Here is a 25129-nt window from a genome sequence, read left to right on the forward strand (position 1 = left end):
GAGCGGCTGAGGGCGCGAGACCCTCGGACGGCAGCGCGGACCGCGGTCCCGGTGCTGCTGGTCTGTGCGGTGACGTTGTTGATCTTCTCGCTGTTCGGGCCCAACGCGGTGACGACGGGGGGCGTCGTCGCCTCCTGGGTGTGTGCCGCCCTGCTCGCGGTCCTGGCCGTGGCCTACCGGCTCGCCGACTCCGCCCGGGTCGACGCCCGCGGCGGGTACGTGCTGACCGCGCTCGTCGGCGTCGTGCTGTGCTGCGGGATGAACTGGATCACCCGCGACTCCTCCGCCGGTGGCCAGGCCTTCCTCGCCTTCCCGGTGCTCTGGGCCGGCGTGCACCTCCGACGCACCGCGGTGGTCCTGGTGACCGCCGTCGCGCTCGCCGGGAACGCCGTGGTGCTGCTCCAGCTGCAGCCGGCCGGCCACGCGGTCAGCGACCTGAGCTTCTTCGGCACCGTGCTCGTGGTCATGGCGGCGATGCTGGTGCGCGCCGGGGACACCCAGGCCCGGCTGGTGGCCCAGCTGCAGCAGTTGGCCGCCACCGACTCGCTCACCGGGCTGGTCAACCGGCGGGTGTTCGACGCGGCGCTGGGCACCGCGCTGGCCGCCCCGGTCGCGCCGCGGGGCACCTCCCTGGTCCTCGTGGACGTCGACTCGTTCAAGACGATCAACGACGAGCACGGCCACCCGGTCGGCGACGACGCCCTGGTGCACATCGCTGCGGTGCTGCGCTCGGCGGTCCGCGCCGGGGACGCCGTGCTCAGCCGGATGGGCGGTGATGAGCTCGCCGTCCTGCTGCCGGACTGCCCGGCGGACGTGGCCGCAGCCCGGGCCACCGAGGTGCTCGACGCGGTCCGGGCCGCGCCCCTGACGCTGCCCGACGGGAGCCTGCTGGCGATCTCGGTGAGCCTGGGCGTGGCCCACGCCCCGACGCACGCCACCGGGCTGGAGGAGCTTTACGCGGCCGCCGACGCGGCGCTGTACGCGGCCAAGCGCGCCGGCCGCGGCCGGGTCGAGGTGGCGGCCGTCAGCTGAAGGGCGACATCAGCACGACCGGCTGATGTCGTTCGGGTCCGGCAGGTGCTCTGCAGACCGCCCTGGGTCGCCCGTCCTGGATCTGGATTTCCGACTCCGCCTCACGTGCATGATCTGCCGGTAGTGCGGTCGGTGCGGGGGAGGGGGGACGGTGGACGGGACGCTCCTGGTGGCCGGCGGCGTCGTCGTCTTCCTCGCGAGCGTCCTGGCCGGCGGGACGGGCTTCGGCTACTCCCTGGTGTGCGCGCCGCTCCTGCTGCTGGCCGGCATCCCGCTGGCCGACGTCGTCGTCATCAACCTCACGGTCGGCGTGGTGACCCGGTTCGGAGCCGTCCTCCGGCTCCGGCACTCGGTCGACCGGCAACGGTCCACGTACCTGGTGGCGGGCTGCGTCCCCGGACTGCTGCTCGGCCACCTCGCCCTCGACCGGGTGGACGCCGACGCGCTCAAGGTGACGGCCGGAGTCGTGGCGGTCGTCGCCGCGGGGTTCCTCCTGCTCCGGCGGCCGGCTGTCGCAGCCGGTGTCCCGGGGGCGCCGTCCCGCCTCGCACCGGGGGTCGCCGGGGTGCTGGGCGGGTTCCTCGGCATCACGACCTCGATGAACGGCCCCCCGCCGGTGCTCCTGCTCTCCCACCGGAACGTGGCGCCCCGGGCGTTCATCGCCGACATGGCGGTGTACCTGCTCGCCTGCAACGGGATGGCGCTGACCCTGATCGGGCTGACGGGTGGGCTGTCGGTGGACCGGGTGGGGCTGCTGCTGGCGTGCTGGCTCCCGGGCGCGGTGCTGGGCAACCTCCTGGGCGTGGCCTACGGCTCCCGGCTGCCCCTGGCCCCGTTCCGGCTGCTGACGCTCGGTCTGGTCATGGTCACGGGGCTGGCGACCGTGGCCACGTCGGTCGGCAGTCTGTGACGGGGCGGGTCAGCGCAGCCGGCGTGCGGTGGCCGCCAGGGTCCGGGCGGTGAGTCGCCCGTCGGCCAGCCCGAGGGCGACGACGTCGTCGAAGACCCGCTGGTCGGCCTGCGCCGCCCGCACGGCGGCGTCCATCAGCACCGGCCACCGGCTCAGCTGGGAGGTCATCGCGGAGGCGCGGAGGTGCCCGCCGAGCCGGCGGCGCAGCAGCCGCCGGTGCACCTCGCCGGCGCGCGGACCGTGGTCGGCCGCCGCGCCCGCCAGGGCGCCGGAGAGGACGGCGTAGAAGATCCCCTCCCCGGTCAGCGGGTTGATCAGCGACTGCGCGTCCCCGGCCAGCAGCACCCGGCCCCCGGGCAGCCGGGGCTGGCCGGTCGACAGCGGCAGCCGGTGCGCGCGCAGCCCCTCGGGCTGCACGCCCGGCAGCATCCGGTGCAGCCCGGCGATCAGCTCGGTGCGGGTCACGCCCCCGGAGACGAGCTCGCCGTAGCCGACGTTGGCCCGCCCGTCGCCGATCGGGAAGGACCAGGCGTAGGCCGGCCACCGCTGGTCGGTGGTGGTCACCACCTGCACGCCGTCCAGGCCGGGGAGCACCGGCGCGTAGCCGCGGATCGCGATGGCCAGCCGGTCCGGTGGGTTGGGGGCCAGCCCGAGCGCGCGGCGCACCACCGACTCGGCGCCGTCGGCGCCCACCAGCACCCCGGCGCGGACGACGCCGTCGACCTCGACGTGGGTGGGGTGCGCGGTGACCTGGCGGACGGTGTGCCGCCGGAACCGGACGCCGGTGGCCAGCACCTGGGCGAGCAGTCGCCCGTCGAGCACCGCACGGGGCACGACGAGCGAGGGCCGGTGCAGCGCCCGCTCCACCGTCGTCCCGCCCGGGCTCTGCAGGCGGAGCCGGGGGACGGCGGGAAACCCCGCGGTCAGCGCCGGGACGTCGATCCCCAGCCCGGCGAGCACGTCCAGCGCCTCGGGGGCGATCCCGTCCCCGCAGACCTTGTCCCGGGGGAAGTCGGCGCGGTCGAGCACGAGCACGTCGGCGTCCGGTCGGGCCCGGCGGACGGCGGCCGCGCACGCCGCGCCGGCCGGCCCGCCCCCGACGACGACGACGTCCGCGTGCTCCATGGGCAGCAGGCTAGGCGGCCGGTGGCGGGGTCCACTTGCGCGCCGGGTGCTCGTAGCCCGCGACGAAGGCCAGCAGCTCCGCGGCGTCGTGCACCACGCCGAGGGCGTCGAGCCGGTTGGCGGCCAGGTAGCCGTCGTCGACCATCCGGCGCAACTGGTCCAGCAGCGGCTGCCAGAACCCGTCGACGTCGAGCAACGCGGTGGGCTTGGCGTGCAGCCCGAGCATGCCCCAGGTCCAGGCCTCGAACAGCTCCTCGAGGGTGCCGGCGGCACCGGGCAGCGCGACGAACGCGTCGGACAGGTCGGCCATCACCGCCTTGCGCTCGTGCATCGTCTGCACGACCTCCAGCCGGGGCAGGCCGGGGTGCGCGACCTCGTCGTCCACCAGGTGCTGCGGGATCACCCCGACCACCTCGCCGCCGGCGGCCAGCGCCGCGTCGGCGACGACGCCCATCAGCCCCACGTTCCCCCCGCCGTACACGATGCCGACGCCGGCCCGGGCCAGCTCGGTGGCGAAGGTGGCGGCGGCCAGCTGGTGGGACGGCGGCCCGACGTGGGACCCGGTGAAGACGGCGATGCGCACGTCTCCACCGTAGGGTCCGCAGCCGGCCCGCCGTCCGGCCCCGTCCAGAGGCTCACCCCGAGCTTGCGAGGGGTGAGGAGGACGGGGTCCTTCTAGGCGTAGGTGCGGGTGACCCACTCGGCGATGCAGACCGGCTTGTCGCCGCCCTCGCGCTCGATGGTGACGGTGACGGTGTTCTGCAACCCGCCGGCGATCTCCTCGACGTCCTTGAGCGTCACCCGGGCCCGGACCTTCGACCCGACCGGCACGGGCGCGGGGAAGCGGACCTTGTTCAGGCCGTAGTTCACGCCCATCTTCGCGTCGGTGACCGTGTAGGTCTGCGAGACCAGCGGCACGAGCAGCGACAGCGTCAGGTAGCCGTGGGCGATCGGGCCGCCGAAGGGGCTCTCCGCCTTCGCCCGCTCGACGTCGACGTGGATCCACTGGTGGTCGTTGGTGGCGTCGGCGAAGAGGTTCACCGCCTCCTGGGTCACCTCGTACCAGTCGCTGGTGCCGAGCTCCTGGCCCTTCAGCGAGGGCAGCTCGGCGATGGTGGTGGTGGTGCGGGTCATGCGTCCTCCTCGGTTGGCACGTACGTCCGTCGCAGGTCCGGCTTGCGGATCTTGCCCGTCGCGGTCTTGGGCAGCTCGTCCACGTAGCGGACCTCCTTGGGCACCTTGAACCCGGCGAGCCGTTCTCGCAGCGCGGCGCACAGCGCGTCGGCGTCGCGGGGGGCCCCGGGGGCGGGGACGACGACGGCCAGGCCGACCTCGCCCCAGTGCGCGTCGGGCTTGCCGATGACCGCGACCTCCTGCACCTCGGGCAGCTCCAGCATCACCGACTCGACCTCGGCCGGGTACACGTTCTCCCCGCCGGAGATGATCATGTCCTTGTAGCGGTCGCGGATGTAGAGGTAGCCGTCCTCGTCGGTGGAGCCGGCGTCCCCGGAGTGGTACCAGCCGTCGACGATCGCGGCGGCGGTGGCCTCGGGGGCGTTCCAGTACCCGGCCATGACGTTCGGCCCGGACAGCACGATCTCGCCGACCTCGCCCGGCGGGCACTCGGTCCCGTCCGGCCGGACCACTCGGACGTCGGTGAAGAACTGCGACTTCCCGGCCGATCCGACCTTGGTCACCGCGTCCGCGCTGTCCAGCGCCGTCCCGGCCGGGGCCGTCTCGGTCATGCCGTAGGCCTGCTGCACGGTCACCCCGCGCTCCAGCCAGGTGCGCAGCAGCGGCAGGGGGAGCGGTGCCCCGGCCGCGCCGATGGTGCGCAGCGCCGACAGGTCGAGGGTGCCGAAGTCCGGCTGGCGGCTGAGCGCGTCGAGCATGGTGGGGACGGCGAAGAACGACGTCACCCGCTGCTCGGCGATGACCGCGAGCGTCGCCGGTGGGTCGAACCCGCGCACCAGCACGACGCAGCCGCCGCGCAGCAGGGTCGGGTTGAGCGTCCCGTTCAGCCCCCCGATGTGGAACAGCGGGGCGAGGGCCAGGGTCCGCTCGTCGGGGGTGAAGTCGAACCCGAGCACCTGGCTCATGCACGACCAGGTCATGTTCCCGTGGGTCAGCACCGCGCCCTTGGGCCGTCCGGTGGTGCCGGAGGTGTACATGATCAGGCAGACGTCGTCGAGGGTGACCGGCTCGTCGCGTTGCACCGGCTCGGCCTCATCCAGCAGCACCGCCCAGTCCAGCGAGTCGGCGCCGCCGGCCAGCGGCGGCTCCGCGGCCACCCAGTGCCGGACGGCGGGCAGCGCCTCCCGCAGGGTGTCCGCCGTCGCCCCCTGCTCCCGGCCGTGCACGACCAGCGAGGCGCCGGAGTGCTCGAGCACGTACTGCGCCTCGGGCGGGGTGAGCCGGGCGTTGACCGGCACCCAGATCGCGCCGAGCTGGCCGCACGCGTAGAGCGCCTCCAGCCCGGCGGGGTGGTTCGCGCCGAACCACGCGACCCGGTCGCCGCGCTGCACCCCGAGCCCGGCCAGCGCGGTGGCGGCCCGCCGCACCCGCAGCGCGAACTCGCCGTGCGTCGTCGTCGTCCCCTCGAACCAGAGCGCCGGCCGGTGCGGGGAGCTCCGCAGCCGGCGCTCGGGCCAGGAGCCCAGTCCGGCGTTCCTCACCGCAGCCCCAGGGCCACGATCGCGTTCTCCTTCATGATCAGCGGCCGGACCTCGTCCTTGATCTCCAGCGCCGCGAAGTCGCGGATCCAGCGCTCGGGGCGCAGCAGCGGGTAGTCCGACCCGAAGAGCACCTTGCGCTTGAGCATCGAGTTGGCCGCCCGCACCAGCTGCGGCGGGAAGTACTTCGGCGACCAGCCGGACAGGTCGATGTAGACGTTGGCCTTGTGGGTGGCGACCGAGATCGCGGCGTCCTGCCAGGGCACCGACGGGTGGGCCATGATGATCGTCAGGCCCGGGAAGTCGGCGGCGACGTCGTCGAGCAGCATCGGGTCGGAGTAGCGCAGCTTGATCCCGCGCCCGCCGGGCAGCCCGGCGCCGATCCCGGTCTGCCCGGTGTGGAACAACGCCGGGACGCCGAGGCTCTGCAGCTCCTCGTACAGCGGGTACACCGCGCGGTCGTTGGGCAGGAAGTCCTGCAGGCTGGGGTGGAACTTGAACCCCCGCACCCCGTGCTCCTGCACCAGCCGGCGGGCGGCCCGGATGCCGGCCACCCCGCGTGCCGGGTCGATCGACCCGAACGGGATGAGCACGTCGGGGTGCTGCGCGGCGAGGTCGGCGATCTCCTCGTTGGACAGCGTCATCTGCCCGGTGGCCGCCTCGGCGTCGACGGTGAAGACGACCGCGGCCATCTTCTTGTCCCGGTAGTCGGCGGCGATGTCGGGGACGGTCGGGTCGTACGGGTCGCCCTTGAAGTACTGGCTGGCGGCGGCGTTGAGCTCGTCGTCCAGGGCCAGGTGCCCGTGCTGATCGGCGTGCACGTGGACGTGCACGTCGATCGCGACCAGGGAGTCGAGGTCGAGCCCGGTCACTTCGGTGGCTCCGGCAGCTGCTGGCCCACCGTCTGCAGCGACGAGGCGAACTTCTCCGGCCAGACGCCGGCGATGGCGTCGGGTGACCAGCCGGTGCCGTCGGCGAACTCCACGACGACCTCGGTCGGGTGGCTCCACAGCGCCAGCCGGTCACCGCCGATGCCCACGGCCTGCCCGGTGATCCCGGCGGCGGCGTCGGAGGCGAGGAAGGCGACCAGCCCGGCGGCGTCCGCCGGTGAGCCGAAGCCCAGCTCCTGCCGGGCGAAGGCCGGCAGCGGGTCGCCGGCGGCGAGCGCGTCGACGTAGGGCTTGAGGAAGGGCACCGTCTCGGTCATCGCGGTGGCGGCGACCGGGACGACGGCGTTCACGGTGATCTCGGCCCGGGCCAGCTCCATCGCCCAGGTGCGCACCATCCCGACGATCCCGGCCTTGGCGGCGGCGTAGTTGGTCTGGCCGAAGTTGCCGACCTGGCCGGTGGGCGAGCCGATGCAGATGACCCGGCCGCCCTCGCCCTGCTCCCGCATCCGCACCGCGGCGGCGCGGGTGCAGGTGAAGGTGCCGCGCAGGTGGGTGGTGAGCACGGCGTCGAACTGCTCGTCGGTCATCTTCCACAACGTGGTGTCGCGCAGGATGCCGGCGTTGTTGACCAGCACGTCGAGCCGGCCGAACTCGCCCACCGCCCGGTCGACCAGCGCCTGGGCGGCCTCGCTGCTGCCGACCGCGGCGACCTCCGCGACGGCGGTGCCCCCGGCGTCGGTGATCGACTGCACGGCGGCCTCGGCGACGTCGGGGTCGACGTCGTTGACCACGACGGCGGCCCCGCAGCGGGCGAGTTCGGTGGCGTAGGCGAGGCCGAGGCCCCGTCCGGATCCGGTGACGACGGCGACCTTGCCGGTCAGGTCCACGAGAGCTCCTTCGATCGGGACGGGCCAGCGCGGACGCTAGGGCTCGATGTTGGATGATGTCAACGAATGGAGGTCCCATGGACATCGAGCTCGATCGACCCGGACTGACCGACGACGTCGGTTTCCTGCTCTCCCGGGCCAGTGGCCGGCTGGTGCGGGCGAGCAACGCCGTGCTCGCCGGGCACGGGCTGCGGGTCCGCCCCTGGTCGGTGCTGGTGCTGGCGTGCGACGCGGCCGAGGGGATCTCCCAGCGGGAGCTGGCCGACGTGCTCGGGCTCGACCCCAGCCAGATCGTCCTGCTCGTCGACGAGCTGACCGCGGCCGGGCGGGTGGAGCGGCGGCCGTCTCCGGCCGACCGCCGGAACAAGCTGGTCCTCGGCACCGCAGCCGGGCAGGCCGTCCGGACGGCGGCGGCCCGGGACGTCGAGCTCGCCTTGGCGGGCGAGCTCACCGACTTCTCCGCCGGGGAGCGCCAACTGCTGCAGGAGCTGCTGACCCGCTTGGTGTTCGGCGGCGGACCGGCGGCCGGCCGCGGCTGACCGCGGTCGCGACGGAGGGGCTGGCCGTCGACGGGTGTGACGTGCATCATGACCAACGTCAATCGTTGACGTCGTCATGTATCTCATTGGGGAGAGCGCGATGGTCCGGAAGTCGGTCCCTGTCCTGGTCTCGGTCCTGCTGGCGCTCTCCGCCTGCGGAGGGGAGTCCGAACAGACGCCGGATGCCGCGGCGGGCTCGTCCGGGGAGCTGCGGGAGGTCTCCGTCGGGATGCTGCCGATCATGCCGACCGCTGCCCTGTACGCCGGCATCGAGCAGGGGTTCTTCGAAGACCACGGTCTGCAGGTGGCCGTGGAGACCGGTCAGGGTGGGGCGGCGTTGCTGCCGGCCGTCCTCTCCGGTGACCTGGAGTTCGCCACCAGCAACCCGGTCTCCCTGCTGCAGGCCCGGGCGCGCGGGCTGGACGTGCAGGTGGTCGCCCACTGGACCTCCGCGCTGTCGTCCGGGGACGCCGACGTCAACGCCGTCGTCGCCGCGCCGGACTCCGGGATCGACTCGGCCGCGGACCTGGAGGGCAAGCAGGTGGCCGTGAACACGCTCAACGGCATGGGCGGACTGACCATCCGCGAGGCCGTCCGTCAGGACGGGGGCGACCCGGACGCCGTGTCCTTCCTCGAGCTCGGCTTCCCGGACATGCCCGCCGCACTGGCGGCCGGCAACGTCGACGCGGTGTGGGTGCCCGAGCCCTTCCTGAGCAGCCTGCAGGCCGAGGGGAACACCGTGGTCACCCACCCGAGCCTGGAGTCGGTCACGGGACACCCCACTCAGCTGTTCTTCACCTCCGGGCAGCTCGCCGAGTCCGACCCGGAGCTGGTCGCGGACATGACCGCGGCGCTGGAGGAGACCCTCGCCTACGCCGAGGAGAACCCCGACGCGGTCAAGGCCCAGATCCCCCAGGTGCTGCCGCAGTTGCCGGCGGAGGTGGCGCAGAGCGTGCGGTTGGAGGAGTTCGGCACCGACCTGCGCCGCGAGCAGCTCGAGGAGCTGGGCCGGCTGATGGAGGAGGACGGCCTGATCGAGGAGCCGGCGGACCTGGACGGGCTCCTCCCCGAGGACTGAGGCCGCTCGGAGCTGCCGAACGGGGCTTCCGCCACGCGGAAGCCCCATGGTCGGGACGGCGTGATGGGCGTCACCGTGGAGACGTCGAAGAGGACACCAGCGGGAGGAACACCCATGACGTCGATCGTCCGCAACCAGTGGTACGTGGCCGCCTACGGCCGCGAGGTCGGCCGCGAGCTGTTCAGCCGCACGATCTGCGGGGAGTCGGTCCTCTTCTGGCGGACCGAGGCCGGCGAGGTCACCGCGATGAGCGACCGTTGCGTGCACCGCCGGTTCCCGCTCTCCCAGGAGCCCAGCCACCTGGTCGGCGACACCGTCGTCTGCGGCTACCACGGCTTCACCTACGGCGCCGACGGCGGCTGCGTGGCGGTGCCCGGCCAGACCCGGGTGCCGCGCACCGCCCGGCTGAAGAGCTACCCGGTGGTGGAGCAGGACAGCTTCGTCTGGGTGTTCATCGGCGACGCGGAGAAGGCCGAGAGCACCACGATCCCGCGGGCGCCGTGGCTGGCCCAGGAGGGCTGGACGACGGTCAGCGGCATGGAGCCGCTCGCCGCGCGGGCCAGCCTGCTCGTGGACAACCTGATGGACCTCTCGCACGAGACCTACCTGCACGGCGGGTACATCGGAACGCCGGAGGTGGCGAACACCCCGATCACCACCGAGGTCGACGACGCCGCCGGGGTCGTCTACGTCAGCCGGCACATGGCCGACGCGGAGTGCCCGCCCTTCTACGCGAAGAGCACCGGCATCACCGGCCGGATCACCCGCTGGCAGGACATCGAGTTCACCCCGCCCTGCCTGTACAAGCTGCACAGCCGGATCGCCCCGGTCGGGGTGCTGCCGAACGACGACGGCACCGACCCGGACGCCTTCCACGTCGAGGTCGTCTACGCGATCACCCCGGAGACGGAGTCGACCACGCACGACTTCTGGGCCGTCGCCCGCGACTTCGCCCTCGACGACGAGGGGGTCTCGGACTTCCTGCGGGAGAGCAACCGCACCGTCGTCCTGCAGGACGTCGTCGCCCTCGACGTGCTGGAGAAGGTGCTGACCGGCGAGCCGGACGGCTACCAGGAGCTCTCCATCAACATCGACACCGGTGGCCTGGCCGCCCGGCGGATCATCGCCCGGCTGGCGGCCGAGGGCGCCGGCGAGGAGCAGCCCGCCGTCCGCGCGCCCCAGGCCGTGCGCAGCCCGGCGGCGGCCACCCGGTGACCGGCGTCCCCGCGCCGCGGGACGGCGCGCACCCCGAGCCCGGGCTGACGCTGCCCGCGCCGCGCCAGGTGCTCGAGGGCGAGCGGGTGCTGCGGGTCAACTGGCTGCCCGGCTCCGACCGGCTGCGCGGCCTGTGCCACTGCGGCGCGGAGGCCGAGGCGTCGGACCCGGTGGAGATGTGGGAGTGGCTGCTGGCCCACCCCGACCACCCGGCCGGTGGACCGGTCGAGCCCCCGGCGACGGGCCCGCTGCCCACCCCACCCGCCCACCTGGTGACCGACCCCCTGGTGATCATCCGCCGGGTACCGGTCCCCGCCTGACGAAGGACCCCGCTGCCCCCCACCCCTCGCGAGCTCGCGGCGGGCTCCTGCAGCGGGGCCGGGGGGACGGCGCGGGCTGCTGCGGCAGGACCGATGACGAGGAGAGCAGTGCACAGCACGCATGACGAGGTCGACCTGCGGCTGCAGGTGGCCCGGCGGACGACGGGCGCCGAGGGCGTCGTCGTCCTCGAGCTGCGCGACCAGACCGGGGCCGACCTGCCGGCCTGGTCGCCCGGCGCGCACATCGACCTGCTGCTGCCCGGCGGGCTGACCCGGCAGTACTCGCTCTGCGGCGACCCGCACGACCGGGCGGTCTGGCAGATCGGCGTGCTCCGCGAGCCGGAGGGCCGGGGTGGGTCGGCCCTCGTGCACGACCAGGTGCAGGAGGGCGCGGAGATCGATGTCCGTGGGCCGCGGAACCACTTCGAGCTGGTGCCCGCCGCGCGGTACGTCTTCATCGCCGGGGGTATCGGCATCACCCCGATCCTGCCGATGGCGGCCGCCGCCGAGGAGGCCGGCGCCACCTGGGAGTTCCACTACGGCGGGCGCACCCGCACGTCGATGGCCTTCCTCGAGGCGCTGGAGGCCCTGGAGGAGAAGACCGGGCACGGCCTGCGGATCACGCTGCACCCGCAGGACGAGGTGGGGCTGATCGACCTCGACCGCATCCTGGGCACCCCGCAGCCGGACACGAGGGTGTACTGCTGCGGGCCCGAGCCGCTGCTGGCCGCGGTGGAACAGCGCTGCGCCGACTGGCCGCCCGGGGCGCTGCACGTGGAACGATTCGCTCCCAAGGAGCAGGGCGAGCGGGTGCTCAGTGGGGACTTCGACGTCGAGCTGACGCTGTCGGGCGCGACGCTGACCGTCCCGCCGGACAAGTCGATCCTGCAGGTGGTCGAGGAGGCGGGCATCCCGGTCCTGTCCTCGTGCCAGGAGGGGACGTGCGGCACGTGCGAGACCGGAGTGCTGGAGGGGACCGTCGACCACCGCGACTCGCTGCTGACCCCGGAGGAGCAGGAGGCGAACGACACGATGTTCATCTGCGTCTCCCGAGCCGCGTGTCCGAAGCTCGTCCTGGAGCTCTGAGCCCGCCCGGCCCTGCGGGGTCGGCGGCGCGGCGGACGGCGGGCAGCAAGCTGCTGGCCGTGCTCGACGCGTTCACCCGGGACCGGCGCGCGCTGACCCTCTCGGAGATCGCCCGGGCCACCGACGTCCCGCTGTCCACCGCCCACCGGCTGATCGCCGAGCTGTGCAGCTGGGGCGGGCTCGAGCGGGACCCCGACGGCCGGTACCGGGTCGGGCTGCGGCTGTGGGAGCTGGGCGCGCTGGCCCCGCGTGGCCTGGGCCTGCGCGAGGCGGCGCTGCCGTTCATGGAGGACCTCTACGAGGTGACCCACGAGAACGTCCAGCTGGCGGTGCGGGACGGCGTCGAGGTGGTGTTCGTCGAGCGCTTCGCCTCCCGGGACGCGGTGGCGGTCTACACCGAGGTCGGCGGCCGGTTCGCGCTGCCGCCCACCGGGGTCGGGCTGGTGCTGCTCGCGCACGCACCGACCGCGGTGCAGGAGCAGGTGCTGGCCGCGCCGCTGCGCCGGTACACCGCGCAGACGATCACCGACCCGGTGCAGCTGCGCCGGGTGCTGGCCGAGGTCCGCCGTGCCGGGGTGGCGGTCAGCGACCGGCAGGTCACCGACGACGCGGTCTCGGTGGCCGCCCCGATCTCCGCCCGCGGCGAGGTGGTCGCGGCGTTGTCGATCGTGGTGCGGGGCAGCTCGGCCGCCGCCGTCCGGCCGATGGCGCCCGGTGTGCGGGCCGCCGCCCGGGCGATCAGTCGGACCCTCTCCGGAGGCCCCGACCAGGCGTGAGGTATGGCGCGCTGCCGGACGTCGGCTGTTCGCCCGATGATCTCCTCGGGGTCACCCGTTGGTCCGTACCGGCAACGCAGAGTTCCCGCCGACAGATGCACTGCGGACGATGCGGGAGCGCCTCGATGAGCCACGACCACGACCACCCCCACACCCACCACGATCATGGCCACTCCCACGGTGAGGTCTCCGGCGTGGAGGGCACCTGGGCCGACCCGCAGGCCGACGACCCGTTGTCGGTCTCGCGGCGGGCCTTCCTGGCCACCGCCGCCGCCGTCGGTGCCGCCGCCGGGCTGGGCGGCGCCGTCTCCGGCGTCGGCCAGGGAGTCGCTGCCGCCGCCGGCGCAGGGACGACCACCAACGCGTGGACCGGCCGCACCCGCTACTACGCGGGTGACCACCACATCCACACCAAGTACTCGCCGGACGCGCAGTACGACGTGTCGACCCAGGTCATCAAGGGCCGTCAGTACGGCCTGGACTGGATGGTCATCACCGACCACGGTGGCGTCGCCCACCAGAAGCTCTCGATCGACAAGATCACCCCGGAGATCGAGAAGGTCCGCCGGCAGTACGCGGGCACGATGGTCTACCAGGGCCTGGAGTGGAACATCCCCGGCGCCGAGCACGCCACCGTCATGCTGCCCCCGGGCAACGCGACCGTGGACATCCTCAAGGCGTTCGAGGCCGGCTACGACGGCAGCGCGCTGGCGGCCAACGGCATCACCGGCAACGTCGAGCCCTACGCCATCGAGGCGCTGAAGTACCTGGACAACCAGGTGCGCAACCGGCGCACCGAGATCGCGCTGATGTTCGCCAACCACCCGAGCCGCCAGGGCATCGACAGCCCGCACGAGATCCGCAACTGGCGCGACGCGGCCCCGCAGGTCGCCGTCGGCATGGAGGGCGCGCCCGGTCACCAGGCCGCCGGCATCCCGACGTCGCAGGGTGGCCCCGGCAGCGGCCGCGGCTACTACGACAACGCCGGCACCAACCCCACCCGCTTCCTGGCGTACCCGCCGGAGTCCTACCGCACCTTCGGCGGCTTCGACTGGATGACCTCCACCGTCGGCGGCCTGTGGGACTCGCTGCTGGCCGAGGGCAAGCCCTGGTGGGTCACCGCCACCTCGGACTCGCACCGGGTCTTCCGGGACACCCGCATCCAGGGGCCGCTGGACTTCAACGCCAACGGGACCAAGGGCGACGCGGTCGACACCGGCCGGCCGATCACCCAGTACGGCGACTTCTGGCCCGGCCAGTACAGCAGCACCCTGGTGGGGTCCGACAGCCGTTCCTACGTCGGGATCATGCAGGGCCTGCAGGCCGGCAAGGTCGTCGCCGTGCACGGCCGGATCATCGAGGCCCTGGACGTGCGGGTCCGCTCGGCGAACGACGGCGACCCGCAGGGCGCCTCGCTCGGTGGCCGCACCTGGGTGCGCCGCGGTGGTGACGTCACGGTGACCATCACGGTCAAGGTGGCCGGTGGCGCGAACGCCAACGGTGACGTGCCGAAGCTGGCCAAGGTCGACGTGATCAGTGGGCCGGTCACCGGCGAGGCCGGCGACCGGGACCGGTTCACCGCGCCGGAGACCAGCGTCGTGAAGACCTTCGAGGTGGGCCGCGGCCGGGCCCAGTGGCGGTTCGAGCACACGTTCACCAACGTGGAGCGCTCGTTCTACGTCCGCCTGCGTGGCAGCGACGGCAACCAGCTGGACGCCAACGGCAACCCGCCGATGGACGTCGTCGGGGACGCGAACCCGTGGGAGGACCTCTGGTTCTACGCCAACCCGGTCTTCGTCGACGCGATCTGATGACCGCCTCGCTGACGGCGGTCTGGTGGGGCGGGGCGCCGGTGGACGACCAGATCGCCGACGCCCACCTCCTGGCGGCGGTCGACGAGGCGCTGTCCGGCTCGGGAGCCGAGGCGGAGCTGGTCTGCACCCACGTGGACGGCTCCGCCCCGGCGCCCCGGGTCGGCGTCTCGATCCGGCTGACCGCGGAACCCGCCGACCCGGCGGCGACCCGGTCGGCCCTGGCCCGGGCGCTGGCCGGCCCGGTGGTGGCCGGGGACACGGACGACGCCGAGGTCGTCGGCCCGGCCCGGACGGCGCTGCTCGAGGCCGGTGCCGCTGAGGCCGGCCGGGCGGTCCGCTTCCCGGGCTCGGCGTCGGTCACCGGGCGGGTCTCCGTGGCCGACCTGATCGCCACCACGGCGATCGACCAGGTCGTCGGGATCGGCGTGGAGCCGGCCGGCACCGACGTCGTGGACACCGGGCCGAACGGGTTCCTGCGGCCGCGGTTCTCCGGCGGGCGGCTCACGCTGCTGGTCGAGCGGGCCGCCGGGGGCGTGCTCCAGCCGTTCGAGATCGAGGACCCGCACCAGTGCTGCGAGGGCGGCGGGCACTGAGCGACCCGCGGGGGCAGGGACGGTCCGTCCCTGCCCCCGCGGACGTTCAGACGGCGGAGACGGCGAAGCCGATCTCCTTGTCGGCGACGCACGCCGGGAAGGTCTCGAACACCCGGGCCCGCTCGGGGGAGTCGTGGTACGTCTCCTCCACCCGGCGGAACTCGTCCTGGTCACCGTCGTGCGCGACGGCCCAGGTGAACGTCTGGTGCTCCTCGTCGGCCAGGGCGAACAGCACCCGGAACCCGTACTGCTCGCGCACCGGCAGCAAGGTGGGGAACCAGGCCAGGAAGTCGGCCATCCGGCCCGGTTCGAGCACGTATCGGCGCAGCTGCACGGTCTCCATGCCGTCATCCTGCCCGTCGGGACGGCAGCTCAGGACGGTGGCGCGTAGAACTGCAGGTCGTTGCCCTCGGAGTCCTTGAACGGTGCGAGCCGGCCCCACGGGTGGTCGGCGATCCCGCCGAACTCCACGCCCTTGTCCTGCAGGGCGGCCACCTCGGCGTCCAGGTCGCCGTCGGGCTGGAAGGTGATCACCGCGCCGCCGGTGGTGGGCTGGGCGCTCTCCCGCGCGTTGAGCCCGATCATCAGGCCGTTGGCGTCGAACTCGCTCCACTCCTCGGTGGTCTTCCCCTCGGACAGCCCCAGGGTGTCCCGGTAGAACGCCCGGGCCCGGGCCATGTCCGTCACCGGCACCCACACACTCGCCACGCCACTCGCCACGTCAGCACTCCCTCGTCCTCGATCGGTCGTGCCCGACCGGTGCCCCGCGCGGCGGCCGGTCAACCCACGGCAGACTGTCGGCGTGCGCTCTCCGACCGATGGCTGGACGACCTGCGCCCTGGGCCACCGACACTGGGGCCTGGCCGGCGCGGCCGGTCTGCTGCTGCACCGGCCCGGTGCAGGCGGTGTCGAGGTGTTGCTCCAGCTGCGGGTGGAGTGGTCGCACCACGGCGGCACCTGGGGCACCCCGGGCGGCGCGCTGCACCCGCAGGAGTCCGCAGCCGACGGCGCGCTGCGCGAGGCGGGGGAGGAGCTGGGGTTGCGCCCCGCGGACGTCGTCCTGGGCGCTGAGTGGGTCGACGACCACGGCGGCTGGAGCTACACCACCGTGCTGGCCACGCCCGCCGGCGCGCTCGAGCCCGACGACCTGGCGCTGAACGAGGAGAGCGCCGGCGTCGGCTGGTTCGCCCTCGACGCGCTGCCCGTGCTCCACCCCGGGCTCGCCGCGACCCTGCCGGTGCTCGCGCGCGCGGTGACCGGCTCCGACGCCACATGAGCGGACGGCAGATCGCGCGCGGCTACTGGGCGGTGCTGGCACTCGTCGTCGCGGCGTGCCTGGCGACGTCCTTGACGCGCACCGTGCTCGAGGCAGCGGGCGGCCGGACCACCACGGTGACGGAGGTGGTCCGGTGGCTCAGCCTGTTCACGGTCGGGAGCAACGTGCTGGTGCTGGCCGCTGCGACGACCCTGGCGCTCGACCCGGTGCGCTCCGGCCGCCTCTGGCGGGTGCTGATGCTCGACGCGCTGCTGGCCATCACGGTCACCGGGCTGGTCTTCTCGGTCCTGTTGTCGCCGACCGTCGACCCCACGGGCGTGACCGTGTGGACCAACCTCGTGCTGCACTACCTGTCACCGCTGGCGATGGTGGTCGGCTGGCTGGTCTTCGGGCCGCGGCCGCGGATCACCGGCGGCACGGTCGCCTGGGCGATGCTCTTCCCGGTGGCCTGGATCGGCTGGACGATGTGGCACGGCGCGCGGAGCCGCTGGTACCCCTACTTCTTCCTCGACGCCCGCGACCTCGGCCTCGCGATCGCGCTGCGGAACACCGCCTTCGTCGTGCTTCTGGCCTTGGCGTTCCTGCTGGTCTACTGGGCCGCCGACCGGTGGCTGCCGGCCACCGACGGCCGCCGACGCGAGCGCGAGGAGGCCGCCGCGGAGAGCTGACCGTGGGCGGAGGGCGGCCCCGGGGACCACCCGGGGCGCGCGCGGGCTCAGCCCGGGGACACCGACACGGTGACCAGCCGGTGGTCGCCGAGCGAGAGCTGTCGCACCTCGGGGCGCTGCGGGTCCAGCCCGGCCGGGCCGAGCAGGTGGTCGAACTGCACGCGCGGCGCCGGGGCCGGATAGCTCGGCGCGCTGACCAACCGCGTGGCGCCGAACACCCGCGCGGGCACCGGTCCCACCAGGTTGAGGTCGCCGGCCAGCACCACCGGGCCGGGCAACTCGGCGCACCACCGGCGCAGCCGGGTCAGCTGGCGGACCGCGGTGTGCGGCGCGAAGGAGAGGTGGGTGCAGACCACGGTGCAGTGCTCCAGCTCGGCGGCGATCGCCAGCCGCGGCTCGTCCGGGAACCACCACCGGCGGGTCTGCCCGGTGCGCGGGTCGGGCGCCCGCAGCGGCAGCCGGGCCCGCCCGGCGCCCAGCGGGAGCACCGACCAGCGGTGGACCGGCAGCCGACTGAACAGCGCGATGCCGTAGTGCGGGCCGGTCGGCGTCTCCCAGGACCCGCGGAGCACCGGCGGGTCGACCGGCGTCCAGCTGCGGAACGGGTCGGGGGTGCCGGCGACGGCTGCGGCGAACCGCCACTCGGGCGCACCGAGCGCGGCGGCCACCTCGACCGCCTGGTCGACACCGTGCGACCGGGGCTGGCCCACGTCGACCTCCTGGACGGCGAGGACGTCGACGTCCACCTCCGCCAGCGCGGCCCGCAGGGTCGCGGCGTCGAGCGAGCGACCGCCACCGTCCCGGCCGGAGGCGAGGTTCAACGTCCCGATCCGGAGTTCCACACCTCCATCAGACCAGTCCGGGGCCACTCGTGCTCTGCTCACCGGTGGTGAAGAGGCACGAGGCGCCGAGGAGGCACCTGCTCGGCGGAGCGGGGGCATCCTGCTGCGGCTAGGTTCGGCACCGTGAGTGCCCGCGCCGACGTCTCCGAGATCTTCGACCCCACCGCCTGGCGGCCGGTCGAGGGCTTCGAGCAGCTGACCGACGTCACCTACCACCGCGCCGTCGACGCCGGGGTCGTCCGGATCGCCCTCGACCGGCCCGAAGTCCGCAACGCCTTCCGCCCGCAGACGGTCGACCAGTTGCTCGCCGTCTTCGAGCACGCCCGGCTGGCCACCGACGTCGGCTGCGTGCTGCTCACCGGCAACGGCCCCAGCGCCAAGGACGGCGGCTGGGCGTTCTGCTCCGGCGGCGACCAGCGGGTGCGCGGCAAGTACGGCTACGAGGCCGGCGACGGGGCGAACGGCCGGCTGCACATCCTGGAGGTGCAGCGGCTGATCCGGTTCATGCCGAAGGTCGTCGTCTGCGTCGTCCCGGGCTGGGCGGCCGGTGGCGGGCACAGCCTGCACGTGGTCGCCGACCTGACCCTGGCCAGCGCCGAGCACGCCCGGTTCAAGCAGACCGACGCCGACGTCGGCAGCTTCGACGGCGGGTTCGGCTCGGCGTACCTGGCCCGCCAGGTCGGGCAGAAGTTCGCCCGGGAGGTCTTCTTCCTCGGGGAGGAGTACTCCGCCGAGGAGGCGCACCGGATGGGCATGGTCAACCGGGTCGTGCCGCACGCCGAGCTGGAGGCCACCGCGCTGGACTGGGGGCGCCGGATCGTGGCCAAGAGCCCGACCGCCCAGCGGATGCTCAAGTACTCGTTCAACCTGATCGACGACGGGCTGGTCGGTCAGCAGCTGTTCGCCGGGGAGACCACCCGGCTGGCCTACATGGCCGAGGAGGCGGTGGAGGGCCGGGACTCGTTCCTGGAGAAGCGCCCGGCCGACTTCTCCCGCTTCCCATGGCACGCCTGAAGGAGGAGGACACGGATGATCGTCGAGGTGATCGGGGGTGCCGACGAGGTGCCCGAGGTGCGGGTGGCCGACGTCGACGACCTGGCCCGGCTGCACCTGGCCGTGGGGGCGCTGACCGACGAGGACGTCGACCGGGCGTTGCGCCAGGCGGGCCTGGGCCGGCTGACCGAGGGGGACACCGGCCTGCTGGACGTGGCGGCCCTGCGCGCCGCCGCCGAACCGCAGGCGACCGCCGACGACTGGGCGCAGCGGTTCGACGGGATGGTGGAGCAGGCCGTCCAGAAGGGCTGGACGGCGGACGACGGAGCCAGCCTGCAGGTGCACGTGGAGCCGGCCGCGTCGGCCTGAGGGCGCTCCCGGCGTGCCCGGCGGGATGTGATCTCGAAGTGGAATCGCTCGGTTGTTGTGGTCACTCCACTCTCTTGGGCACGATTGCACGGTGACCGCGACCGATCTGCCTCCGCGACCTGCCGGTGCCCGTCCTCCGGGGCGCCCACTGTCCTCGGAGCTGTCCGAGCAACTGGTGGCCGTGGCGGTGGAGATCCTCGCCGATGAGGGCTGGGGGAGGCTCAACAGCGACCGGGTGGCCGCGCGGGCCCGGGCCGGCAAGGCCGGCATCTACCGGCGCTGGCCCACGATGGCCGCACTGGCGCGGCACGCGCTGAACACCGCGCCGCTGGTCGAGCTGCCCGCCGACTCGGGGTCGCTGCGCAGCGACCTCTGTGAGCTGCTGGCCCGCTGGACCCGGCCGCTGGACCGGGCGGAGCGAGCCGCCGCGAGCCTGGTCGGGGCAGCCCGGCACGACGACGACCTGCGCGCCGGCCTCGAGGAGGCGCTGGTGCGCCCGCTGGCCGGTGCCGTGCGCGAGCTCGCGGCGCGGGAGGCCGCCCGCGGGCGTGAACTGCCGCACCAGCGGGTCGCGCTGCTGGGGTCGGCGGTGCAGGCGCTGTGGTGGCAGCGCTACACGGCCTTCGCCCCGGCGTCGATGAGCACCGCACAGGTCGAGCAGCTGGTCACCGACGTGCTGCTGCCGATCGTCGAGCCGGCCCAGCTGCCGCCCGGCTGAGGAAGGACCCCGTCCTCGTCTGGCCGGGGGCAGCGGCGTCCTCCTTCAGTCGATCCGCACGTCCAGCTGGCGGGCGAGCCGGCGCACCCCGTCCTCGAGCATGGCGAGGGTGGCGGCGGTGGTCGCGTGCCCGGGGCCGCGCGCTGCGGCGCCGCGTCCCGTGCCGAGCACCTGCCGGCGGTTCGCGAGCACCAGCACGCGCCCGGCCACGAGGAACAGGTCGGCCGCCAGCCGGCTGAGCAGGTCGACCGAGGCGCCGTCCGGCTGCTCCGCCGCCGCGAGCGCCGTCGCCAGCGCAGCGGCCACCCGCACGCCGGCCTCCTCGACCAGCGTCCGTTCCCGTTCCTGCAGGCTGGTCGAATGCGCCAGGGCCTCCAGGTAGCTGCGGTGCTCCGGCTGCGACTCCTGCTCCAACAACTGGTGGAGGTCGCTCTCCAGGTAGCTGCGCAGGGCGGCCAGCGGTCCGGTGCCGTGCGGCCGGGCCGTGACGGCGGCGGCGACCCCCTCGACCCAGGGCGTCCGGCCGTCGAAGAACAGCGCTTCCTTGCTGTCGAAGTGGTTGAAGACGGTCTGCACCGCGACGTCGGCGGTCGCGGCGATGTCGGCGATGGTCACCGCGTCGAAGCTGCGCTCGGCGAACAGGCGCTGCGCCGCCGCGCGTATCTCCGCCCGGGTCTGCGCCTTGCGGCGTTCCCGGCGTCCCCCCGTCGCCGCGTCCACGGTCGACAATGTAGAGCGCAACCGACCGCTCGCGATGCCGTGTCAGCCGGTCAGGGCCGCGTCCGCGGCGGCGCGCAGCCGGTCGTGCGCCGGTGTCCAGTCCGTCCAGACCGCGTCCGCCCAGGCGCGCACCAGGGCCGGCAGGTCCACGACGTCCAGGTCGGCGGCCAGGTCCGCGACGGTCGTCGTCCAACGCTCCGGTGCGGTCAGGTCGCGGGGAGCGGCGTCGTCCACCCGGCTGCCGAGTGCGGCCGAGCGCGCGTGGTCGACGCTCCGCTCCAGCTCCAGGCAGAGCCGGACCGGTGCGGCGGCCGGTGCGCCGGGCACCAGGTGCTGGGCGTCGTAGGCGTCGGTGGACACCCGGAGCAGCGATGCGGCCCGCACGTCCTGCCCGGCCTCCTCGCGCAGGCCGCGCACCGTCACGGCGAACAGCCCGGCGCAGCTGGCCGAGGCGCCGACGTGCGTGCCGACCAGGCCGGGGACGACGGCGAGCACCGCACCGCAGCCGGGACAGACCGAGGTCTCCGGTGCCTGCGGCGGGCTCGGGGTGTCGGCGCCGGTCATGGCGGTCGATCGTGCCGCACGGGGGCAGGCACCGCCGCCCGGGCGGGGTGGCACTGAGTGCCACCCGACGGCGGGGGGTGACGCCGGACCCCCTAGCGTGGGTCAGGTCACGCTCGAGACAGGAGACGGTGGATGAAGACGCACGGTGCGGTGCTGCGGGGTCCCGGCGACTGGGAGGTCGCGGAGCTCGAACTGGTCGACCCCGGCCCGGGGCAGGTGCTGGTGGAGATGGCCTACGCGGGGCTGTGCCACTCCGACGAGCACCTGCGGTTCGAGAGCCAGCGCTACCCCATCGTCGGCGGGCACGAGGGCGCCGGCGTGGTCCAGGCCGTCGGGGCCGGCGTCACCGGCGTGCAGCCCGGCGACCACGTGGTCACCTCCTTCCTGCCGGCGTGCGGCCACTGCCGCTGGTGCGCCACCGGCCGGTCCAACCTCTGCGACCTCGGCGCGACGATCGGCACCGGGCAGCTGCCGGACGGGACCTGGCCGTTCCGGCTGGACGGCGAGGAGCTCGGCGGCTTCTGCATGGTCGGTGCCTTCGCCCAGCACTCGGTGCTGTCCCAGTTCTCCTGCGTCAAGATCGAGCCGCACCTGCCCCTGGACGTCGCTGCGCTGATGGCGTGCAGCGTCCCGACCGGCTGGGGGTCCGCGGTGAACGCCGGGCCGGTGCGCCAGGGCGACGTCGTGGTCGTCGTCGGCACCGGCGGGGTCGGCTGCAACGCCGTGCAGGGCGCGGCGATGGCCGGTGCAGGCGCCGTCGTCGCCGTCGACCCGGTGGCCTTCCGTCGCGAGTTCGCCCAGACCCTGGGCGCCACCCACGCGGTCGCCAGCACCGAGGAGGCGGCGGGCCTGGCGAAGCAGCTGTCCCGCGGCACCGGGGCCGACGTCGTCATCCTGGCCACCGGCACGACCAGCCCGGAGATCACCGGCGGCGCCTACCGCTGCCTGGGCAAGGGCGGCACGCTGGTGCTCACCGGGCTGGCCGACCACACGATGGCGACGACCGTCGCGCTGCCCGGCAACATCACCACCGTCTACGAGCAGCGGGTGCAGGGGGCGCTGTACGGGATGTGCAACGCCTACCGGGACATCCCACGGCTGCTGCGGCTCTACGAGGACGGCGCGCTGGAGGTCGACTCGCTGATCACCAAGCGCTACTCGCTCGACGAGGTCAACCAGGGCTACCAGGACCAGCGCGACGGAACCGTCATCCGCGGCGTCCTCCAGCACCAGCACTGACCCACCCCTGAGCCACCAAAATGGCCATTTTGGTGGCTCAGGGGGTGATCGTCCGGGTGACTGGGCAGGGCATCGGGCATGGCTGAACCCACGATCGCCGTCCTGGACGTCGACGGCACCCTGGTCGACACCAACTACCAGCACGCCCTGGCCTGGTACCGGGCGCTGCGCTCCTGCGGGGAGACCTTCCCGATCTGGCGCATCCACCGGCTCATCGGCATGGGCGGTGACCAGTTGGTGGGAGCGCTCGGCGGCGACGACGTCGAGGCCCGGATCGGGGACCGGGCGCGGGACCGCTGGGTCGAGGAGTTCGACCTGATGCTGCCGGAGATCGTGCCGCTGCCCGGTGCCCGCGACCTGCTGCTGGCGATCAAGGAGCGCGGGCACCGGCTGGTGCTGGCCAGCTCGGGCAAGCCGAAGCACGTGGACGCGTTCATCGACCTGCTCGACGTGCGGGACCTCGCCGACGCCGTCACCTCCAGCGAGGACGTCGAGGCGTCCAAGCCCGCACCGGACCTGCTCGGGGTCGCGCTGGAGAAGCTCGGGGTGTCGGCGGACTCCGCCAGCGTGCTGGTCGGTGACTCGGTGTGGGACGTGGAGGCCGCGAAGAACGCCGGGATGCCGGCGATCGTCGTCCGCTCCGGTGGCTTCGGGGACGACGAGTTGCAGGATGCCGGTGCCGTCGGGATCTACGACACCCCCGGCGACCTCGCGGCCGCACTGGACGACACCCCGCTCGCCTAGTTCTTCCGGCCCCGCTGCAGGGGCCCGCCGCGAGCGTGCGAGCGGTGGGGGGCAGCGGGGCCCTTCGTCAGCTGACGACGCCGGCGCGGAGCGAGGTGTACTCGTCGACCGCGCACATCGGCGGCCGCTCGTCGACCGCGACGGTGTGGCTGGTCGGTACGAAGCCGCGCCCGTCGTGGGCGAACTGGGTGAGCAGCCCGCCGGGCTCCAGGCGGTGCCGGTCCGACCGGCCGCGCTCGGCGCGGGACAGCACGGTCGAGACGATCTGGCCGGCCATCGTGCCCAGCGCCTCGTCGGTCTGGTGGGAGTGCGTGCGGGTTCCGAGGTCGACCTGGGCCAGCCCGTTGAGGCCGCAGACCTGCAGCAGGTCGACCAGCAGGCCCACCTCCACGCCGTAGCCGGAGACGAACGGCACCTGCTCGAGGGCCGAGCGGCGGCCGGCGTACTCCCCGCCCAGCGGCTGCACGAACCCGGCCAGCTCCGGCCACAGCGCGTTCAGCAGCGGACGGGCGGTGAGCTCGGTGACCCGGCCCCCGCCGGCCGGGCGGTGCTCGCCGTCGACGGTGAGCGGGCGGGTGTAGCAGCCCTTCACGTACTCGACGCGAGGGTCGGTGAGCAGCGGGGTGAGCAGGCCCGGCACGTAGTGGCTGACGTCACCCAGCAGGTCGGAGTCGATGAAGACGACGAGGTCGCCGGTCGTGGCCGCCAGGGACTTCCACAGCGCCTCGCCCTTGCCCGGGCGGTCGCCCTGCCTCGGCAGCACGTCGCCGACCGCGACGACCTCGGCGCCGGCTGCCCGGGCCACCTCGGCGGTCGCGTCGGTGGAGTGGGAGTCGATGACGACGAGCTCGTCGATCAGCGGCACACCCTCGACCCAGCGCTCGACCAGGTCGCGGACCAGGACCCCGACGGTGGTCTCCTCGTTCCGCGCGGGCAGGACGACGCTGACCCGGTGGCCGCCACGGCGTTTGGCCAGCAGCAGCGCATCGGCGTCGATCTCGGCCAGGGAGGTGGCCGACGTGGTGCGGTGCTCGAACCAGGCCCGGGCGTCAGGTCGCATCAGCCCACTGTCGAGCAATCCAGCCACCTCCGGCACGTCGGCGGGGCGGCGTTCACATGAACTTCACGTTCCCCCTGCGAACCAGGGTGACTGCTGTGCGGCCACCCGGCAAATCCCGTGAGACGGCCGCGTCGGGGCACCGGAGGTCGGTCAGGTGCTCTCCCGGCCGGGCTCCACGGCGTCCAGTGCCACGCGGGCGCCGGGGGCGGTCAGCGCCACGGCGGTGGCCGAGCCCGCGGCGGCGACCGCGGCCGCGAACCGGCGGGGTGGCTCGACGAGCAGTGCCCGCATCCGGGCCCGCCAGGGGCTGGGCACCGAGGTCAGCCCGGCGACGGCGAAGGTGCCCCAGTGCACCGGGACGGCGACCTGCGGGCGGAGCAGCGCCACGGCCCGGGCGGCACCGGCCGGGTCCAGGTGTCCGGGCCCGAGCGTGGGGCCCCACCCCCACACCGGCAGCAGGGCGACGTCCACGCCGTCGTCACCGAGGTCGGCCATCCCGGGGAAGAGGTCGGTGTCGCCGGCGGCGTAGACGGTGACGCCGTCCCCGGCGAGCAGGTGCCCGACCGCCGGGGCGTGCGGGCCGTACGTGAGCAGCGGCCCCCAGCGGTGGGCGGCGTGGTCGGCGGGGGTGGCGGTGACGGTGAGGCCGCCGTCGGTGAGGCTCGCGCCCGGACCGAGCTCCTCGACGGCGGTGAAACCGTGCCGGGTGAGCCACCGGCCGGCGCCGCGGGGCACCACGATCGGCGTGCTGCGGCCCAGTCGACGCAGCGAGGGCAGGTGCAGGTGGTCGTTGTGCAGGTGCGAGACGACCACCAGGTCGACGCCGGCCCAGGCCTCGGGGGCCAGGCGGGGGACCACCCGCCGCAGCGGGCCCAGCCGGTGGGTGAGCAGCGGGTCGGTGAGCACCGTCCGGCCGGCCAGCTCCACCCGGACGGTCGAGTGGCCGAGGAATCGCAGGGACGGCGCGGTCACCGGGCCAGTGTCGCGCCCACCACCCGC

At 74.0% G+C, this 25129-nt stretch carries 29 protein-coding genes and 1 pseudogene; 17 read left to right on the plus strand and 13 right to left on the minus strand.

Annotated features, from left to right (window positions below; all coding sequences use genetic code 11):
- Positions 1-69 precede the first annotated feature (69 nt).
- A complete protein-coding gene (locus O2W15_RS18115) occupies positions 70-1032 on the plus strand; it encodes a GGDEF domain-containing protein (protein WP_269180391.1) in 963 nt (320 codons plus the stop codon).
- Between the two features lie 151 nt (positions 1033-1183).
- Entirely contained in the window at positions 1184-1942 is a 759-nt protein-coding gene (locus O2W15_RS18120) for a sulfite exporter TauE/SafE family protein (RefSeq protein WP_269180392.1), read from the plus strand.
- Between the two features lie 9 nt (positions 1943-1951).
- Here O2W15_RS18120 and O2W15_RS18125 read toward each other — a convergent pair whose 3' ends face one another.
- The 6 genes from O2W15_RS18125 to O2W15_RS18150 form a co-directional block, all read right to left on the minus strand.
- Positions 1952-3067 carry an NAD(P)/FAD-dependent oxidoreductase gene (locus O2W15_RS18125; protein ID WP_269180393.1) on the minus strand — a complete coding sequence of 372 codons (1116 nt, stop codon included), beginning with the start codon at positions 3065-3067 and terminating at the stop codon, positions 1952-1954.
- A 10-nt stretch (positions 3068-3077) separates the two neighbouring features.
- Positions 3078-3650 (minus strand): TIGR00730 family Rossman fold protein, encoded by a 573-nt coding sequence (locus O2W15_RS18130; protein ID WP_269161146.1) that lies wholly within the window; start codon positions 3648-3650, stop codon positions 3078-3080.
- Between the two features lie 92 nt (positions 3651-3742).
- The gene (locus O2W15_RS18135) at positions 3743-4201 is read right to left on the minus strand and encodes a MaoC family dehydratase (protein WP_269161147.1); all 459 of its coding nucleotides are present in this window, start codon (positions 4199-4201) and stop codon (positions 3743-3745) included.
- On the minus strand, positions 4198-5742 hold the full coding sequence (locus tag O2W15_RS18140; RefSeq protein WP_269180394.1) for an acyl-CoA synthetase: 1545 nt from the start codon (positions 5740-5742) through the stop codon (positions 4198-4200). Before O2W15_RS18140 ends, O2W15_RS18135 begins: the two co-directional genes overlap by 4 nt.
- A complete protein-coding gene (locus tag O2W15_RS18145) occupies positions 5739-6611 on the minus strand; it encodes an amidohydrolase family protein (protein ID WP_269161149.1) in 873 nt (290 codons plus the stop codon). The genes O2W15_RS18140 and O2W15_RS18145 overlap by 4 nt, the downstream gene beginning before the upstream one ends.
- Positions 6608-7516 carry an SDR family NAD(P)-dependent oxidoreductase gene (locus O2W15_RS18150; protein ID WP_269180395.1) on the minus strand — a complete coding sequence of 303 codons (909 nt, stop codon included), beginning with the start codon at positions 7514-7516 and terminating at the stop codon, positions 6608-6610. Before O2W15_RS18150 ends, O2W15_RS18145 begins: the two co-directional genes overlap by 4 nt.
- Before the next feature lie 77 nt (positions 7517-7593).
- On the opposite strand from O2W15_RS18150, the gene O2W15_RS18155 reads away from it, so the two are divergent.
- From O2W15_RS18155 to O2W15_RS18190, 8 genes and pseudogenes are all read left to right on the plus strand, one after another.
- Positions 7594-8055 carry a MarR family winged helix-turn-helix transcriptional regulator gene (locus tag O2W15_RS18155; protein ID WP_269180396.1) on the plus strand — a complete coding sequence of 154 codons (462 nt, stop codon included), beginning with the start codon at positions 7594-7596 and terminating at the stop codon, positions 8053-8055.
- Between the two features lie 100 nt (positions 8056-8155).
- A complete protein-coding gene (locus O2W15_RS18160; RefSeq protein WP_269180397.1) occupies positions 8156-9133 on the plus strand; it encodes an ABC transporter substrate-binding protein in 978 nt (325 codons plus the stop codon).
- 114 nt (positions 9134-9247) lie between these two features.
- Positions 9248-10348 (plus strand): aromatic ring-hydroxylating dioxygenase subunit alpha, encoded by a 1101-nt coding sequence (locus tag O2W15_RS18165; protein WP_269180398.1) that lies wholly within the window; start codon positions 9248-9250, stop codon positions 10346-10348.
- Positions 10345-10668, plus strand: coding sequence for a hypothetical protein (locus tag O2W15_RS18170; protein WP_269180399.1), 324 nt, complete (start codon positions 10345-10347; stop codon positions 10666-10668). Before O2W15_RS18165 ends, O2W15_RS18170 begins: the two co-directional genes overlap by 4 nt.
- Before the next feature lie 168 nt (positions 10669-10836).
- A pseudogene (locus O2W15_RS18175) lies at positions 10837-11754 on the plus strand (PDR/VanB family oxidoreductase); the annotation flags it as partial.
- Positions 11755-11813: 59 nt separating this feature from the next.
- Positions 11814-12530 (plus strand): IclR family transcriptional regulator, encoded by a 717-nt coding sequence (locus tag O2W15_RS18180; protein WP_269180401.1) that lies wholly within the window; start codon positions 11814-11816, stop codon positions 12528-12530.
- A gap of 125 nt (positions 12531-12655) precedes the next feature.
- Positions 12656-14341 carry a PHP domain-containing protein gene (locus O2W15_RS18185; RefSeq protein ID WP_269180402.1) on the plus strand — a complete coding sequence of 562 codons (1686 nt, stop codon included), beginning with the start codon at positions 12656-12658 and terminating at the stop codon, positions 14339-14341.
- A complete protein-coding gene (locus O2W15_RS18190; RefSeq protein ID WP_269180403.1) occupies positions 14341-14937 on the plus strand; it encodes a hypothetical protein in 597 nt (198 codons plus the stop codon). The genes O2W15_RS18185 and O2W15_RS18190 overlap by 1 nt, the downstream gene beginning before the upstream one ends.
- Positions 14938-14983: 46 nt before the next feature.
- Here the strand turns inward: O2W15_RS18190 and O2W15_RS18195 are convergent, their stop codons facing one another.
- Positions 14984-15280, minus strand: coding sequence for a hypothetical protein (locus tag O2W15_RS18195; RefSeq protein WP_036335646.1), 297 nt, complete (start codon positions 15278-15280; stop codon positions 14984-14986).
- 29 nt (positions 15281-15309) lie between these two features.
- Positions 15310-15657 carry a VOC family protein gene (locus tag O2W15_RS18200; protein WP_269161159.1) on the minus strand — a complete coding sequence of 116 codons (348 nt, stop codon included), beginning with the start codon at positions 15655-15657 and terminating at the stop codon, positions 15310-15312.
- Between the two features lie 82 nt (positions 15658-15739).
- Here O2W15_RS18200 and O2W15_RS18205 point away from each other — a divergent pair, with 82 nt between their 5' ends.
- Together O2W15_RS18205 and O2W15_RS18210 are read left to right on the plus strand one after the other, a co-directional pair.
- Positions 15740-16213, plus strand: a complete 474-nt coding sequence (locus O2W15_RS18205; RefSeq protein ID WP_269180404.1) for an NUDIX domain-containing protein — start codon at positions 15740-15742, stop codon at positions 16211-16213.
- A complete protein-coding gene (locus tag O2W15_RS18210) occupies positions 16210-16881 on the plus strand; it encodes a Pr6Pr family membrane protein (RefSeq protein WP_269180405.1) in 672 nt (223 codons plus the stop codon). Before O2W15_RS18205 ends, O2W15_RS18210 begins: the two co-directional genes overlap by 4 nt.
- Positions 16882-16928: 47 nt before the next feature.
- On the opposite strand, the gene O2W15_RS18215 is transcribed toward O2W15_RS18210, so the two are convergent.
- On the minus strand, positions 16929-17723 hold the full coding sequence (locus O2W15_RS18215; RefSeq protein ID WP_269161162.1) for an endonuclease/exonuclease/phosphatase family protein: 795 nt from the start codon (positions 17721-17723) through the stop codon (positions 16929-16931).
- Between the two features lie 123 nt (positions 17724-17846).
- On the opposite strand from O2W15_RS18215, the gene O2W15_RS18220 reads away from it, so the two are divergent.
- The 3 genes from O2W15_RS18220 to O2W15_RS18230 all read left to right on the plus strand — a co-directional run bounded on the left by O2W15_RS18220 (position 17847) and on the right by O2W15_RS18230 (position 19803).
- Positions 17847-18737 carry a 1,4-dihydroxy-2-naphthoyl-CoA synthase gene (locus O2W15_RS18220; protein ID WP_269161163.1) on the plus strand — a complete coding sequence of 297 codons (891 nt, stop codon included), beginning with the start codon at positions 17847-17849 and terminating at the stop codon, positions 18735-18737.
- A gap of 15 nt (positions 18738-18752) precedes the next feature.
- A complete protein-coding gene (locus tag O2W15_RS18225) occupies positions 18753-19085 on the plus strand; it encodes a hypothetical protein (protein WP_269161164.1) in 333 nt (110 codons plus the stop codon).
- Positions 19086-19176: 91 nt separating this feature from the next.
- Entirely contained in the window at positions 19177-19803 is a 627-nt protein-coding gene (locus tag O2W15_RS18230) for a TetR-like C-terminal domain-containing protein (RefSeq protein ID WP_269180406.1), read from the plus strand.
- 45 nt (positions 19804-19848) lie between these two features.
- Here O2W15_RS18230 and O2W15_RS18235 read toward each other — a convergent pair whose 3' ends face one another.
- Both O2W15_RS18235 and O2W15_RS18240 read right to left on the minus strand, forming a co-directional pair.
- Positions 19849-20523 carry a TetR/AcrR family transcriptional regulator gene (locus O2W15_RS18235; protein ID WP_269161166.1) on the minus strand — a complete coding sequence of 225 codons (675 nt, stop codon included), beginning with the start codon at positions 20521-20523 and terminating at the stop codon, positions 19849-19851.
- A 42-nt stretch (positions 20524-20565) separates the two neighbouring features.
- Positions 20566-21087, minus strand: a complete 522-nt coding sequence (locus O2W15_RS18240) for a DUF5946 family protein (RefSeq protein WP_269180407.1) — start codon at positions 21085-21087, stop codon at positions 20566-20568.
- Positions 21088-21219: 132 nt separating this feature from the next.
- On the opposite strand from O2W15_RS18240, the gene O2W15_RS18245 reads away from it, so the two are divergent.
- A complete protein-coding gene (locus tag O2W15_RS18245; protein ID WP_269161168.1) occupies positions 21220-22326 on the plus strand; it encodes an NDMA-dependent alcohol dehydrogenase in 1107 nt (368 codons plus the stop codon).
- Between the two features lie 78 nt (positions 22327-22404).
- Positions 22405-23070, plus strand: coding sequence for an HAD family hydrolase (locus tag O2W15_RS18250; RefSeq protein WP_269180408.1), 666 nt, complete (start codon positions 22405-22407; stop codon positions 23068-23070).
- 67 nt (positions 23071-23137) lie between these two features.
- Here O2W15_RS18250 and O2W15_RS18255 read toward each other — a convergent pair whose 3' ends face one another.
- Entirely contained in the window at positions 23138-24130 is a 993-nt protein-coding gene (locus O2W15_RS18255) for a glucosyl-3-phosphoglycerate synthase (protein ID WP_269180409.1), read from the minus strand.
- 150 nt (positions 24131-24280) lie between these two features.
- The gene (locus tag O2W15_RS18260; RefSeq protein WP_269180410.1) at positions 24281-25102 is read right to left on the minus strand and encodes an MBL fold metallo-hydrolase; all 822 of its coding nucleotides are present in this window, start codon (positions 25100-25102) and stop codon (positions 24281-24283) included.
- Between the last annotated feature and the right edge of the window lie 27 nt (positions 25103-25129).

Origin of the sequence: Modestobacter sp. VKM Ac-2979 (genome assembly GCF_026967995.1) — a bacterium.
Taxonomy (GTDB): domain Bacteria; phylum Actinomycetota; class Actinomycetes; order Mycobacteriales; family Geodermatophilaceae; genus Modestobacter.

What these genes read in the sequence shown, in the direction of transcription:
- O2W15_RS18245 (WP_269161168.1), top strand. Translation starts at nt 21,220, where the DNA reads ATGAAGACGCACGGTGCGGTGCTGCGGGGTCCCGGCGACTGGGAGGTC.
- O2W15_RS18210 (WP_269180405.1), top strand. Translation starts at nt 16,210, where the DNA reads ATGAGCGGACGGCAGATCGCGCGCGGCTACTGGGCGGTGCTGGCACTC.
- O2W15_RS18240 (WP_269180407.1), bottom strand. Translation starts at nt 21,087, where the DNA reads ATGACCGGCGCCGACACCCCGAGCCCGCCGCAGGCACCGGAGACCTCG.
- O2W15_RS18190 (WP_269180403.1), top strand. Translation starts at nt 14,341, where the DNA reads ATGACCGCCTCGCTGACGGCGGTCTGGTGGGGCGGGGCGCCGGTGGAC.
- O2W15_RS18160 (WP_269180397.1), top strand. Translation starts at nt 8,156, where the DNA reads ATGGTCCGGAAGTCGGTCCCTGTCCTGGTCTCGGTCCTGCTGGCGCTC.
- O2W15_RS18125 (WP_269180393.1), bottom strand. Translation starts at nt 3,067, where the DNA reads ATGGAGCACGCGGACGTCGTCGTCGTCGGGGGCGGGCCGGCCGGCGCG.
- O2W15_RS18225 (WP_269161164.1), top strand. Translation starts at nt 18,753, where the DNA reads ATGATCGTCGAGGTGATCGGGGGTGCCGACGAGGTGCCCGAGGTGCGG.
- O2W15_RS18185 (WP_269180402.1), top strand. Translation starts at nt 12,656, where the DNA reads ATGAGCCACGACCACGACCACCCCCACACCCACCACGATCATGGCCAC.
- O2W15_RS18250 (WP_269180408.1), top strand. Translation starts at nt 22,405, where the DNA reads ATGGCTGAACCCACGATCGCCGTCCTGGACGTCGACGGCACCCTGGTC.
- O2W15_RS18195 (WP_036335646.1), bottom strand. Translation starts at nt 15,280, where the DNA reads ATGGAGACCGTGCAGCTGCGCCGATACGTGCTCGAACCGGGCCGGATG.
- O2W15_RS18135 (WP_269161147.1), bottom strand. Translation starts at nt 4,201, where the DNA reads ATGACCCGCACCACCACCACCATCGCCGAGCTGCCCTCGCTGAAGGGC.
- O2W15_RS18155 (WP_269180396.1), top strand. Translation starts at nt 7,594, where the DNA reads ATGGACATCGAGCTCGATCGACCCGGACTGACCGACGACGTCGGTTTC.
- O2W15_RS18255 (WP_269180409.1), bottom strand. Translation starts at nt 24,130, where the DNA reads ATGCGACCTGACGCCCGGGCCTGGTTCGAGCACCGCACCACGTCGGCC.
- O2W15_RS18165 (WP_269180398.1), top strand. Translation starts at nt 9,248, where the DNA reads ATGACGTCGATCGTCCGCAACCAGTGGTACGTGGCCGCCTACGGCCGC.